13 protein-coding genes (2 of these 13 only partly in view) are annotated in these 12,500 nt (G+C 60.4%); 10 read left to right on the top strand and 3 right to left on the bottom strand.

The genetic code is table 11. The features are described 5' to 3' along the window. The 8 genes from J5274_RS03805 to dhaL (J5274_RS03770) all read left to right on the top strand — a co-directional run. Positions 1–1,290: the 3' portion of a sugar ABC transporter ATP-binding protein gene (locus J5274_RS03805; RefSeq protein ID WP_142832506.1), read on the top strand. 189 nt of this gene lie to the left of the window's left edge; the window shows 1,290 of its 1,479 coding nt (coding positions 190–1,479); its start codon lies beyond the left edge, outside the window; the stop codon is at positions 1,288–1,290. Positions 1,291–1,366: 76 nt separating this feature from the next. Next, a complete protein-coding gene (locus tag J5274_RS03800; RefSeq protein WP_202617239.1) occupies positions 1,367–2,347 on the top strand; it encodes an ABC transporter permease in 981 nt (326 codons plus the stop codon). Between the two features lie 84 nt (positions 2,348–2,431). Continuing rightward, complete coding sequence (locus J5274_RS03795) at positions 2,432–3,418, top strand: substrate-binding domain-containing protein (RefSeq protein WP_142832504.1); 987 nt, start codon at positions 2,432–2,434, stop codon at positions 3,416–3,418. A 59-nt stretch (positions 3,419–3,477) separates the two neighbouring features. Beyond that, positions 3,478–4,251: an SDR family oxidoreductase gene (locus J5274_RS03790; protein ID WP_142832503.1), complete on the top strand. Its 774-nt coding sequence runs from the start codon at positions 3,478–3,480 to the stop codon at positions 4,249–4,251. A gap of 29 nt (positions 4,252–4,280) precedes the next feature. Then, complete coding sequence (locus J5274_RS03785) at positions 4,281–5,273, top strand: dihydroxyacetone kinase subunit DhaK (protein ID WP_142832502.1); 993 nt, start codon at positions 4,281–4,283, stop codon at positions 5,271–5,273. 11 nt (positions 5,274–5,284) lie between these two features. Continuing rightward, on the top strand, positions 5,285–5,926 hold the full coding sequence (dhaL, locus tag J5274_RS03780; protein ID WP_142832501.1) for a dihydroxyacetone kinase subunit DhaL: 642 nt from the start codon (positions 5,285–5,287) through the stop codon (positions 5,924–5,926). A 125-nt stretch (positions 5,927–6,051) separates the two neighbouring features. Next, positions 6,052–8,151, top strand: a complete 2,100-nt coding sequence (locus J5274_RS03775) for a bifunctional sugar-binding transcriptional regulator/dihydroxyacetone kinase subunit DhaK (protein ID WP_142832500.1) — start codon at positions 6,052–6,054, stop codon at positions 8,149–8,151. 44 nt (positions 8,152–8,195) lie between these two features. After that, on the top strand, positions 8,196–8,900 hold the full coding sequence (dhaL, locus tag J5274_RS03770; protein WP_142832499.1) for a dihydroxyacetone kinase subunit DhaL: 705 nt from the start codon (positions 8,196–8,198) through the stop codon (positions 8,898–8,900). Positions 8,901–8,958: 58 nt separating this feature from the next. Here dhaL (J5274_RS03770) and J5274_RS03765 read toward each other — a convergent pair whose 3' ends face one another. After that, positions 8,959–9,693 (bottom strand): SDR family NAD(P)-dependent oxidoreductase, encoded by a 735-nt coding sequence (locus J5274_RS03765; RefSeq protein WP_142832498.1) that lies wholly within the window; start codon positions 9,691–9,693, stop codon positions 8,959–8,961. A 158-nt stretch (positions 9,694–9,851) separates the two neighbouring features. On the opposite strand from J5274_RS03765, the gene J5274_RS03760 reads away from it, so the two are divergent. Beyond that, the gene (locus J5274_RS03760) at positions 9,852–10,256 is read left to right on the top strand and encodes a helix-turn-helix domain-containing protein (protein WP_142832507.1); all 405 of its coding nucleotides are present in this window, start codon (positions 9,852–9,854) and stop codon (positions 10,254–10,256) included. Positions 10,257–10,297: 41 nt separating this feature from the next. Here J5274_RS03760 and J5274_RS03755 read toward each other — a convergent pair whose 3' ends face one another. Together J5274_RS03755 and J5274_RS03750 are read right to left on the bottom strand one after the other, a co-directional pair. Next, positions 10,298–11,176, bottom strand: a complete 879-nt coding sequence (locus J5274_RS03755; protein WP_142832497.1) for an SDR family NAD(P)-dependent oxidoreductase — start codon at positions 11,174–11,176, stop codon at positions 10,298–10,300. 37 nt (positions 11,177–11,213) lie between these two features. Next, the gene (locus J5274_RS03750) at positions 11,214–11,741 is read right to left on the bottom strand and encodes a TetR/AcrR family transcriptional regulator (RefSeq protein WP_219274761.1); all 528 of its coding nucleotides are present in this window, start codon (positions 11,739–11,741) and stop codon (positions 11,214–11,216) included. A 347-nt stretch (positions 11,742–12,088) separates the two neighbouring features. On the opposite strand from J5274_RS03750, the gene J5274_RS03745 reads away from it, so the two are divergent. Beyond that, positions 12,089–12,500 carry the 5' portion of a hypothetical protein gene (locus tag J5274_RS03745; RefSeq protein WP_143123491.1) on the top strand. Its footprint extends 74 nt past the window's final position, so the window shows 412 of its 486 coding nt (coding positions 1–412); its start codon is at positions 12,089–12,091; its stop codon lies beyond the right edge, outside the window.

Below are 12,500 nucleotides of genomic sequence, written 5' to 3'. Positions count from 1 at the left end.
AGCGGCAAGGACGTCGACTTCTCGAAGCCCGGCGACGCACTCGCTTCCGGCATCGCCATCATAGAGCAGGAACTCAGCCCGGTTCCGCACATGACTGTTGCCGAAAACATCTATCTCGGCCGCGAACCGTCGCGGCGCTTCGGCGGCATCGATTTCAAGACGATGAACCTGAATGCCCAAAAGCTGCTCGACCAGCTTGAGTTCGATATCCGCTCCAACCAATACATGATGAACCTTTCGGTGGCGCAGATGCAGCTGGTCGAGATCGCCAAGGCGCTCAGCCATGACGCCGAGGTCATCTTCATGGACGAGCCGACGTCGGCCATTGGCGAAAAGGAAGCACAGCAGCTGTTCAAAACGATCGTCCGGCTGAAGGCGGCCGGCAAGGGTGTCGTCTATGTGTCGCACCGGCTGTCCGAAATCTTTCAGATCGCCGACGCCTATACTGTATTTCGCGATGGTGCCTATGTCGGCAGCGGCGATCTCTCCGAGATCGATCGGCCGAGCCTGATCCGCATGATCGTCGGGCGCGATCTTGGAGAGGAGTATATCAAGACCAACGTACCGAGCGACGAGACCGGGTTCGAAGTGTCGGGACTGTCTGCTTCCGGCAAAATCGACGACATTTCCTTTTCCGCAAAGAGGGGCGAGATCTTTGGCATCTACGGGCTCATGGGTTCCGGACGCACGGAGATCTTCAATTGTCTCTTCGGCCTCGACAAGCCCGACACCGGTACGATGCGTCTGCATGGGCAGCCGATCACCGTCTCAAGGCCGGCCGAGGCGATGAAGCACGGGATTGCCTTCGTCACCGAGGATAGAAAACTCACCGGCCTCAACCTCGACGACAGCGTGCGCGGCAACATTGCGATGGCAAGCCTGCCGGAGATGAGCCCCAACTTTGTAATGCGTGGCCGCGAGGAGCAGGCAGCAAGCAGCCGGATGATCGCCCATTTCGGCATCAAGGCAGCGCGCGACACGATGGCCGTCTCGGGCCTTTCGGGCGGCAACCAGCAGAAGGTCGTGCTCGGCAAGTGGTTTTTGCGCGACCCGAAAATCCTGCTGCTCGACGAGCCGACACGCGGTGTCGACGTCGGCGCCAAGCGCGAGATCTACCGGATCATCTGCGATTTTGCAGCGGCAGGCGGCACAGTGATCATGATTTCATCGGAAATCGATGAGGTGCTGGGCATGTCGGACCGCATCCTCGTCATGCGCGACGGCCGGTCTGCGGGCATCTACCGGCGCGACGAGGCCAACGCCGAAACCCTGGTTCACCTTTCGACGTAGCGCATCCCCAAAACAAGAAGTCGTTCGTCCGGAACGTCATGAGGTCAGAAACGTGTCTCTCACAGATCATAAAACGATGTCGGGCTGGTTCAATGCAGACCGTCGCAGATTGCTGCTGCAGGAGTACGGGATCTTCCTTGCCTTCCTGCTGTTGTCGCTCATCCTCTCCGTGTCGAACGAATACTTCCTGACGTCCGGGAATATCTCGAACATCCTGCTGCAGACTTCGATCAACGGCGTGCTGGCGATCGGCATGACCTTCGTGATCCTGACGCGCGGCATCGACCTGTCGGTGGGCTCGGTAGTGGCCCTGACCGGCATCGTCAGCGCCAGCCTGGCGACGACATCGGCGACGGCCGGCGTATTCGGCGCGCCCTACCCGGCCTATGTGGCCCTCGCCGCCGGGATCCTTGTCGGTCTTGCCTGCGGTACCATCGTCGGCATCATCGTCTCGCGCTTTTCGGTCCCCGCCTTTGTCGCCACTCTCGGCATGCTGTCTGCGGCGCGTGGCATGACCCTCATCTATGGCGGTGGGAAACCGGTTCCGGGCCTGACACCGGAGTTTCGCTGGATCGGCACCGGCAATATCATCGGCATTCCGATGCCGGTCGTCATCCTGGCGGTGGTCTTTCTGGTGTCCTGGTGGGTGTTGAACCGGACGCGGTTCGGTCGCTACATCTATGCCGTCGGTGGCAACCCGCATGCGGCAAAGACCTCCGGCATCAACGTCACCCGCATCCGCTTCGTCGTCTATACCATCTCGGGCGCCCTTTCGGGTCTCGCCGGCATGATGCTCTCGGCGCGCACCGGCTCGGCCCTGCCCCAGGCGGGCGTTGCCTATGAACTCGACGCCATCGCCGCCGTCGTCATCGGCGGAACCAGCCTTTCCGGCGGCGTCGGGCGCGTCACCGGCACGCTGATCGGCGCGTTGATCATCGGCGTGATGAACAACGGTCTCGATCTGCTCGGCATCCAGTCCTACTACCAACAGGTCCTCAAGGGCGCCCTCATCGTTGGCGCCGTGATGCTCGACCAGAAACGAAATCACGGTCAGTGACCGCAGCAATTCGGGCGGCAACTGCTGCCCGCAACAAAACGGCATGCCAGATGGCAGCCGGGATTCTCTATGGAGGAGAAAGAGATGAAGAGACTGTTGATTGGACTTATCGCCAGCGTCGCCATTCTTGCGGCGCCGGCCATGGCGCAGGACAAGAAACTCAAGATCGGGGCGACGACATACGGCCTGAACGCCGAATTCATGCAGCTCTGGTCGGCGGCACTGAAACAGCATCCGGCCGTCAAGAGCGGCGATGTCGAACTGACCGTCTTTGACGGCCGCTACGACGCGCTCGTGCAGCAGGAACAGTTCAACACGATGATCACGCAGAAGTTCGATGCGATCATCTTCGTGCCGATGGATGTCGAAGCCGGTGCTGCGGCCGTTCAGGCGGCCCATGATGCCGGTATCCCGGTGGTCGGCTCGAACGCTCGCGTCAATTCGGACCTGTTGACATCCTATGTCGGCTCGAACGACGTGCTGGCCGGCGAGATGGAAGCCAAGGCCGTGCTCGACAAGATGGGCTGCAAGGGCAATCTCGTCATTCTCGAGGGACCGATCGGTCAATCCGGCCAGATCCAGCGCCTCGAAGGCAACCAGAAGGCGCTGAAAGCCTGCCCCGATGTCAAGGTTCTAGAAACGCAGACGGCCAACTGGTCGCGCGCCGAAGCCCAGACGCTGATGGAGAACTGGCTGACTTCCCACCCTGGCCAGATCCAGGGTATCATTGGCCAGAACGACGAAATGGCATTGGGCGCCATCGAGGCGATCAAGGCAGCCAAGCTGAAGGTCTCCGACTTCGCCATTGCCGGCGTCGATGGGGTGACGGATGCAATCAACGCCGTCAAGGCAGGCCAGATGGCATCGATCCTGCAGGACGGCAGCGCCCAGGCACAGGGCGCGCTCGACGTCGCCATCAAGGCGGCCCGGCCGGACTACAAGCCGGTATCAACCGTCTGGACCCAGTATCCCGACATGAAGTGGAATGACGGCAAGGAGAAGGATTACCTGGTTCCGTGGACCAAGGTTACTCCGGAGAATGCCGACAAGCTGCTGGAATCGCGCAAGTAGGAAACGGGTGAAAGGGGCGGCCACGCCGCCCCGATCCCGATAGACGAGAGTAGAGCACAATGACCGATACCGCTTTGCAGATAGACCTTAATTTCCCGCTGACCGGCAAGATTGCGCTGGTGACCGGCGGCGCCTCCGGCATCGGTGCGGCCATTGCCGACGCATTTTCTTCCAAGGGCGCTACAGTTGCCGTGCTCGACATCAATGCCGATGTCGCTGCTGAAAAAGCCAGATCGCTCGGACATGGCGCAAGACCGTTCATCTGCGACGTGTCGAGCCCGCAATCGGTCGAAAAGGCAGTTGCCGACGTTCTGGCTGCCTTTGGCGGCATCGACATCGCGGTCAACAGCGCCGGCGTCGTCTATCTCGCCCCGGCCGAGGACCTGTCGCTCGACCATTGGGACAGAACCATCAACATCAATCTGAAGGGCAGCTTTCTCGTGACCCAGGCGGTCGGGCGGGCGATGATCGCCGCCGGCAAGGGCGGCAAGATCGTCAACATGGCCTCCCAGGCGGGAACGGTTGCGATCGAGGAGCATGTGGCCTATTGCGCTTCGAAATTCGGCGTTATCGGCATGTCGAAGACCTTTGCCGCAGAATGGGGCAAGCATGGAATTTGCGTCAACACGATTTCCCCGACCGTGGTGCTGACGGAACTCGGCAAGAAGGCCTGGGCCGGTGAGAAGGGCGAAGCTGCCAAGAAAAGAATACCGAACGGGCGCTTTGCTTATCCGGAAGAAGTGGCTGCCGCAGCAGTGTTCCTGGTTTCGAACGGCGCCGACATGATCAACGGGGCCGATCTTCTGATCGATGGCGGCTACACCATTCTCTGAGCGACAGCCTGGAATTTCAAGGAGACATTATGCAGAGATTTATCAATGATCCGGACCAGGTCGTCGAAGATACCGTCAAGGGCTTCGTCAAGGCTCATTCCGACATCCTTCGCGTCGGGCAGAACCCGCGCGTCATCGTCGCCAGGGATGCCCCTGTTGCCGGCAAGGTCGGCGTCGTCACCGGTGGCGGCTCCGGCCATGAGCCGGGATTCATGGGCTATACCGGCCGGAACATGTTGGATGCGGTGGCCGTTGGCGAGCTTTTTTCCTCACCGACCGCAAAGAGCTTTCAGGATGCCTTCCGCGAGGCCAATGGCGGCGCCGGCGTCGTGTGCCTCTATGGCAATTATGCCGGCGACAACATGAATGTGAAAATGGCGATCCGGCTCGCGGCCAAGGAGGGTATCGAGGTCGCAACCGTCGTTGCCAATGACGACGTTTGCTCCGCACCACCGCATGAGCGGGAGAAAAGGCGTGGCGTGGCGGGCGAGATCTTCATGTGGAAGATCGGCAGCGCCCGGGCATCGCAGGGCGGAAGCCTCGAGGAGGTCCGTATTGCGGCCCAGAAGGCAATCGACAATTGCCGCTCGATCGGTGTCGGCCTTGGTCCCTGCACGCTGCCGGCAGTCGGCCACCCGAACTTCCAGATCGAACCCGGAACCATGGAAGTGGGCATCGGCCACCATGGCGAACCCGGCGTCCGAGTCGAACCCCTGAAGACGGCGCAGGAGATTGCACGCGACATGTGCAAGATCGTGCTGGACGACCATAATCTTCCGACGGGAACAGAGGTTGCCGTTCTGGTGTCGGGTCTGGGTGCCACGCCGCTGAACGAGTTGTATATCCTCAACGACACGATCGAGACGGAAATTACCGGTCGGGGACTGGTCATTCACAAGACCTATGTCGGTAATTACTTCACGTCGCTGGAGATGGTCGGGGCGACGTTGACAGTCATGGCGCTCGACGACGAAACCAAAGCGCTGCTCGCGGTCGATGTCGACTGCACCATGAAGCTTTGAGGAAAACCCACATGCAGACGTTCAAGAACACCTCCGCCGCTCCGATCGTACTGGCCATTGCCGATCGCATCGTCGAAAATCGGGCTTATCTCAGCGAGATCGACGGAAAGATCGGCGACGGCGACCACGGCGTCAATATGGCAAAAGGTTTCGGCATGGCGGCAGAACGGCTGAAGGGACAGGATGCAACCCTCGGCCAGTCCTTCGAGATCCTCGGTTCCGTGCTGATGAATGAGATCGGCGGCTCGATGGGACCGCTCTACGGCGTGATGTTTACCGAATTCGCCGAGCAACTCGAAGGTCGCGAAGACATCGATCCCAAAACATTCAGCGCGATGCTGCATGCCGGGCTTGACGGCATACAGTCCATCGGCTCCGCCAAGGTGGGCGACAAGACGCTGCTCGATGCACTCGTACCCGCCATCGAGGCTTTCGACGACGCCGTCGCATCGGGCGAGCCCTTCGAGACTGCGCTTCAGAAACTGGTTCAGGCGGCCGAGGCCGGTCGCGACTCAACAATCGATCTAGTCGCAAAAATTGGCCGGTCGAGCCGCCTGGGGGATCGTTCTCTCGGTGTCCTTGATGCTGGCGCCACCTCTTGCGCGATTATCCTGAAACAGCTCAGCCTATCTGCGCAGGAACGCCTGCGCTGATCCTGACGCGGTAGAAAGGCGCGTCCGCCGGCCGGTCTGGCGTGACTTTCGCTCCAGGTCCCTTGCAAAAGCGCTTGCCGTGCTTTCATCCTTGCAGTCGAAAACACGGGAGACGGCGCGTTTAGATGACGATCAAATTATCCCAGCCGCGAAAGTCCACCGCCGGCAAGGCCAGCGCGTCCGAAGCGCTCGAGGGAATGCCGCTGCGCTACGGCGACGATCCCTATGTCTGGGCGTGCTGGCTCTATTACGAAGACGGCATGACGCAGGGCGACATCGCCGATGCCATGGGCATCTCGCGCGCAACGGTCAACAGCTACCTCGCCGAAGCGCGCGAGCGAGGCATCGTCACCATTTCCATCGAGCCCGGCCGCTTGTCGTCGCTGACCGTCGCCCGGGAGATAAAGCACCACTTCGGCCTGGCGGACTGTCTTGTCGTGCCGAGCGACGACAATGCCAAGCCCCTGATCGAGCGGTTGGGAATGGCAGGCGCGCAGGCCTTGCAACGCCTGCTGCAATCAGGCGATACGCTCGCGGTTTCCTGGGGCCGGACAGTGCTTGCCGTCGGAGAGCGGGCATCGGCGACCGGCCTTCAGGATGTCACCGTCGTCCAGGCGACAGGTGGAACGCGGGCCAGCTTCGCCTACACGCCCGAACTCTGCGCGGCCTCGATTGCCGACGCGGTCGGCGCAAGGCTAATCAACATTTCCGCGCCGGCAATCGTCACCAGCCCTGAAATGCGCGACCTGCTGTTGCGCGAGCCGTTGATCGAGGACCAGTTCCAGACCCTTGCGCGCGCCAACAAAGCACTCTTCGGCATATCGTCGCTGCGCCCCAACTCGACCATCCATACCAGCGGTTTTTTCGAGTCTGTTTCCCTGCAGGATTACCTCGCCAGAAATGCCGTCGGAGTCGTCGCCGGTCGCTTCATAGACGGCCATGGGCGACCTATCACCGGCCCGCTCGACGAGCGTACCATCGGTATTTCGCTGGACATGCTGAAGGCCATCGACTTGCGCGTTGCCATTGCCGGTGGCTTCGACAAGGTGCCGGCTATTCTTGCCGCACTGCGCGGCGGCTATGTCAATGTGCTGATCACCGATGCTGCAACTGCGCGCGGCATCCTCAATGCCGACGGTGTCGCAGATGTGGATCGCAGGATCTCGCAGCGGGCGAAGACGGACATCGGCCAGCCGGTGCCCCCAGTCAACCAGCGCCTTTATACCAAGAAGTTTCTCAACAATCCGGACCATGTCGTCGAGGAGATGCTTTCGGGCATGGTCAAGGCCCATGCGAGCCATCTCCGGCCGATCGACAAATCCCATCGCGTCCTCATTGCGCGGGACGGCCCGAGGCCGGGGAAAGTCGGTCTCGTGATCGGCGGCGGTGCCGGGCATGAACCTGGTTTTTACGGCTATGTCGGCAAAGGCCTGGCAGACGCCGTGGCCATCGGTAATGTTTTCTCGTCGCCGCCGCCGGGTCCGATCCTGCAAGGTGCCGAGGCTGCGTCGGGAGGTGAAGGGGTCCTTTTCGTCTACGGCAACTATGCAGGCGACGTGATGAATTTCGAAATGGCCGCAGAAATGGCCGAGGCCAAGGGGATATCGGTCAGAACGGTGCTGACGACCGACGATATTGCCTCTTCGCCAATTGAGGACCGCGACGGCCGACGTGGGGTTGCCGGGAACTTCTTCGTCTTCAAGGCAGCCGGTGCGGCCTGCGACCTCGGTTTTCCCCTAGAGAAATGCGAGGCCCTGACACGCAGGGCAAATGCCCGCACCTACACTGTCGGCGTCGCTCTCGAGCCCTGCTCCATGCCGCAGACGCGGCGATACAATTTCGCCATCGGGCCAGAAGACATCGAGTTCGGCATGGGGATCCACGGCGAGCCCGGCGTCGCCCGCGAGAAGATGATGCCCGCCGACGCGATAGTCGACAAAGTCATCGACCGTATTTTTTCGGAGATGAAACCGGTGGCCGGGGATCGCGTTGCCGTACTGGTCAATTCGTTCGGCGCAACGCCGCTGATGGAGCTATACATTCTCTTCAGGCGGGTGGAGCAGCGACTGGCAGCGAAGGGGATCGCCATAGACGCCAACTGGGTCGGGCACTATTTCACATCCCTCGACATGGTCGGCGCATCCATATCGATACTGCATCTGGACGAGGACCTGACCGCACTTTTGAAACATCCCTGCGACGGTGTCGTTCTGAAGATAACGTGAAACGGCAATCGGGGAGGAGATGGCCCGATCGATGGAGGATAGCGATGACTGAGAGCGCGGCACGAAGCCTCGGGCGGATGTTTCATGATATTTCTGCTGCAATCGATCGGCAGAAAGATCGGCTGACATCGCTCGACGGCGCCATCGGCGACGCCGACCACGGCATTACCATGTCGCTCGGCTTCCATGCCGTGACGATGGAACTGGCGCGCCTGGACCTCGACACTGCCGCCGCCTCGACTGTCTTTGCGACGGCAGCATCGGCTTTCCTAGATGCCGTCGGAGCGTCCACGGGCCCCCTCTATGCCAGTGCCTTCCTCAAGGCCGCAAAGATGCTCGAGACGGACGCGTCGTTGTCGCTGGCTAACCAGGTGGCTATCATCGAAGCCCTGACGCTCGGCATCCAGCAACGTGGAAAAGGCCAGCGCGGCGACAAGACCATGCTCGACGCGTGGATTCCAGCCATGGAAGCAGCCATTGCGGCCAAGGCGGAGGGGACCACGCCATCAGACATGTGGCGACGGGTCACGGAAGCAGCAGAGGCCGGTGCGAACGCGACGAGTTCCATGGTCGCTGCCCGCGGCAGGGCCGCACGGCTCGGTCAGCGATCGCTCGGTCACATAGACCCCGGCGCCGCCTCCGCTGCCATTATTCTTCGCGCAATGATGGACAGTCTTTCCACGCACGCAGCGTCCCGTGCTGACCTATGCAACGACACCGCCGGGATCAGCGCGCGCGTGGACGAATGATGCTCTTCGGCTGAGGGCCCCGCTTTGCAGCGGAGCCCACATGCCGAGGCCCGGAGGGTCAGACCTGCGCCAGGCCTCCGTCGACGAAGACTTCGCTGCCGGTCATGAAGCTGCTGTCGGAGGAGGCGAGGAAGGCTGCTACCGCACCTGTCTCCGAGGGATCTCCCATACGACTGAGCGCCGTCGTCTCGCCCATCGCGGCCATCCCTTCATCCCCCAGAACCTCAAGCGCAAGCTCGGTCGTGATCGGGCCCGGAGACATCACATTGACGCGGATGCCGGTGCCGCGAAGGTCGAGTGCCCAGCTGCGGGCCAGGTTGCGAACAGCTGCCTTGGTAGCGCTGTAGATGCTGAATGCCGGCGTGCCCATGACCCCCGCGCTCGAACCGGTCAGGATGATCGACGCGCCTTTCGTCATGAGGGGAAGCGCTTTCTGCACCGTAAACACCAGGCCCTTCACATTGAGATCGAAGGTCTGGTCGAAGTGCTCTGGCGTGATTTCGCCGAGGGGCGCGAACGAACCGGTCCCTGCGTTTGCCAGCAGGATGTCGAGCGTTCCACGTTCGCTCCTCACCGTCTCATACAGACGATCGAGATCGGCGAAGCTGGTGACAGACCCCTTTACGGCGCGCGCCTCTGAACCCAGCTCTGCCAAGGCCGCATCAAGCGCCTCCTGCCGTCTTCCAAAAATATAGACGAATGCGCCTTCCTCAATGAACCGCTTGGCAGCCCCGAGCCCGATCCCACTTCCACCGCCAGTCACCACTGCCGTCTTGCCTTGTAATCTTTTCATGTTGTGCTCCTTGGTTGACACGAGAAGAAACTGGCGACGCGCATCCCTATTGACAAGTATGCACCTTTTGGTAAGTACTAATAATGTCACACGATAATGTCGATAAAGCCGGACCACCGGAAAATGATTTACCGCCGGGCGAGACTGTCGCAACGACGCTGCCTGGGTTTACCTGCGGCCTCGATGCGACGTTGCGGGTGATTGCCGGCAAATGGAAGCCGCTGATCCTGTACTTCGTCGCGCAGGGTGGCCCCACCAGATACGGAGCGCTGCGGCGTGCCGTGAGAGATGTCAGCGACAAGATGCTGATCCAGCAGCTCAAGGAGCTTGAAGCCGACGGTCTGGTAAAGCGTACCGACTACAAGGAAATCCCGCCAAGGGTGGACTACGGGCTTACTCCCCTGGGCCGCAGCCTGGCTGAGGCCCTTGTCCCCCTCTGCTCGTGGGGGACGGAGAACATGGCCGAGGTCGCTCGCGTTTTCGCCGAGCGCGATGCTTTGAACAGCAAAGAACGCAAGCCTCGCAGTAATGACGGAATGAGTAGAAACTTGGAAGCTGGCTGACCGACAGCCTTCAGCCCGGCGCTACTTGGGTGAGTGGGCACTCACTTCGGAAGATACGGCTTCAAACCCTGGGCGAGAAGCTTGTCAAGCATCCGGTCGGGTAGGATCCTGATAAGCCGAGCGATCATCGCGGTGCTACGTCCGACGGTATAGCGGGTGCGAGGCTGCTTGCTGACAATTGCGTCGACGATGATTGTCGCGACATCCTCGGCGGTAGCGCCTCCCGACACGGATGCCTGGGCCTGCGCGACAACGGCTTGCATCAGTGCACCGTATCGGCCGCGTTGCTCGGTCGTCATTTCGCTGACGACCCGCTGCCCGGTCGCGTCGACCCGCCCGAGCATTCCGGTGGTGACTGCACCCGGTTCGATCACGACGACCTTCACGCCAAGGGACCCGACCTCGCGACGCAATGAATCGCTGACGGCTTCCAGGGCGAATTTCGTCGCAGCGTAAGGGCCGTAGGTTGCCATCGCTACCCTGCCCCCGACGGAGGATATGTTGACGATCGTACCCCTGCTTTGGATAAGCAATGGGAGCAGGGCCTGCATCATCGCGACATGACCGAAAAGATTGACCTCGAACAAGCGACGCCACTCGGGCAGGACGTAGGTCTCTAGCGGCGCATTGACCGCAACCCCGGCATTGTTCACCAGGGCGCGCAAAGTTCGGCGCTGCGGATCCTCGGTGATGTGCTGCACGAGTGCAGTGATCGCCGCCGCCTCAGTTATCTCGAGCATGACAGGTTCAATGTTGTCGGCCCGGATTGCATCGCCATCCATTTCGCGACGTACGCCGGCGAGGACGTGGAAGCCACGCGCGGCAAGCTCGCGGGCTGTAGCGGCGCCGATACCGGTGGACGCTCCGGTTACCACGACGATTTCCTGCCGAGGCTCTTTTCCTGCCGAACCAAAATTCATAATGACTGTCCAGTCTCTCTTTAATTAGTGAGATAAATCAGCCGAGGATGCGCCAAAGCGCCCTGAACCCGGCAGCAGCATGCGCATCCGCCCCGGCGGGGTCGCGTGCGATGTAATCGGCCGTTGCATCCAGTATGCCCGTGACGAGCGTGGCGACGAACATCAGCGGTGCGTCTCGCAACGGACCATTGGCTCGGCTCCGATCCAAAAGAGCTTCGACGTCGGCATAAACCTCGTCTACTGCCTGACGGCTGGCTGTCGTGACTTCATTGGAGACGCCGAGATGCGCAAGCACGCGGCGCTTTTGCGGGTTTGCAAGCGTCCAGTTCAACCAGCCATTCCAAACGTGAAGAACCTGGTCATGCATATCGGCATGAGTTGGAATCCCAACCGTTGTCGACATGGCCATTTCCGTCTTCAATTCTTTGTAGAGTTGGTTCAAAAGCTCGGCTTTGGTTTCGAAATACGTAAACAATGCTCCATTCGAAACCCCTGCCTCTTTTGCTATCATTGCGGTAGGCGCACTCGTCCCTTGCGCGGCGATAATCGCAATCGCCGCCTTCATGATCGCACTACGCTTCTCGTCGCTTCGGGGTCTTGCCATCATCTGTCTCCGCAGACACGCCTCTATAAGAGAGTGATCAGTCAGTCACTTAAAGTATGTACCTGATGCAGTCGGCGGGGTGCATTTCCTTTAGCGACATTCGATCAGTCTCCCAGGAGGCGGTCGTCGCCATCGCGATGGGCGACCAGGTGTTGCTTGATGCGCCGTAGTGTCAAACCGTGCCACAAGGCTTGGTGCATTGCAGCTTCCTTGCAAATCATTTCCTGTCAGGTTGACAACGCGGTATGCAAAGCAGATTTTCGCCAGCAAAACTGCTTTTATGAAAATAATTTTAATTGTGGGGACGCATGCGGTATCCTTTTCAAAATCCATTTCCATCCTCGGATCGCGACCGCCACTTTATCTGGGAGATGCTCGTAGCGCGTGACATTGATGCTTTCCTGGCTGCTGACTGGTCCATGGTAGAAAACGATTTCATCGAAGAAGGATTCATCGGGATCGATGGCAAAAAGGAGATCAGTCCGGACAGCTGGCGGCTCGCTTTCCCGACCCTTTCCGCTTACCGCAACGAATGGCTGAAACAGGCGACGGACTTTGCCGCGCAGTCATTCGCCGAGGATGCACGGACGGCGATTTTCACCACTACGATACTGGAGGACATCGAAATCGCGGGCGACATGGCGCTGGTGCGCAAGAAGTTCGATGGTGGACTGGCCAGGGCGGATGGTAGCCGCGATGTGATGCAGTGGCAGACTTTAT

The sequence above is a fragment of the Rhizobium sp. L51/94 genome (assembly GCF_019355555.1).
Classification (GTDB): domain Bacteria; phylum Pseudomonadota; class Alphaproteobacteria; order Rhizobiales; family Rhizobiaceae; genus Rhizobium; species Rhizobium rhododendri.
Note: the sequence above shows the minus strand (reverse complement) of the source record. Positions and strands in the feature narration are given on the sequence as shown.

What these genes read in the sequence shown, in the direction of transcription:
- J5274_RS03800 (WP_202617239.1), top strand. Translation starts at nt 1,367, where the DNA reads ATGTCGGGCTGGTTCAATGCAGACCGTCGCAGATTGCTGCTGCAGGAG.
- J5274_RS03795 (WP_142832504.1), top strand. Translation starts at nt 2,432, where the DNA reads ATGAAGAGACTGTTGATTGGACTTATCGCCAGCGTCGCCATTCTTGCG.
- J5274_RS03790 (WP_142832503.1), top strand. Translation starts at nt 3,478, where the DNA reads ATGACCGATACCGCTTTGCAGATAGACCTTAATTTCCCGCTGACCGGC.
- J5274_RS03785 (WP_142832502.1), top strand. Translation starts at nt 4,281, where the DNA reads ATGCAGAGATTTATCAATGATCCGGACCAGGTCGTCGAAGATACCGTC.
- dhaL (WP_142832501.1), top strand. Translation starts at nt 5,285, where the DNA reads ATGCAGACGTTCAAGAACACCTCCGCCGCTCCGATCGTACTGGCCATT.
- J5274_RS03775 (WP_142832500.1), top strand. Translation starts at nt 6,052, where the DNA reads ATGACGATCAAATTATCCCAGCCGCGAAAGTCCACCGCCGGCAAGGCC.
- dhaL (WP_142832499.1), top strand. Translation starts at nt 8,196, where the DNA reads ATGACTGAGAGCGCGGCACGAAGCCTCGGGCGGATGTTTCATGATATT.
- J5274_RS03765 (WP_142832498.1), bottom strand. Translation starts at nt 9,693, where the DNA reads ATGAAAAGATTACAAGGCAAGACGGCAGTGGTGACTGGCGGTGGAAGT.
- J5274_RS03755 (WP_142832497.1), bottom strand. Translation starts at nt 11,176, where the DNA reads ATGAATTTTGGTTCGGCAGGAAAAGAGCCTCGGCAGGAAATCGTCGTG.
- J5274_RS03750 (WP_219274761.1), bottom strand. Translation starts at nt 11,741, where the DNA reads ATGAAGGCGGCGATTGCGATTATCGCCGCGCAAGGGACGAGTGCGCCT.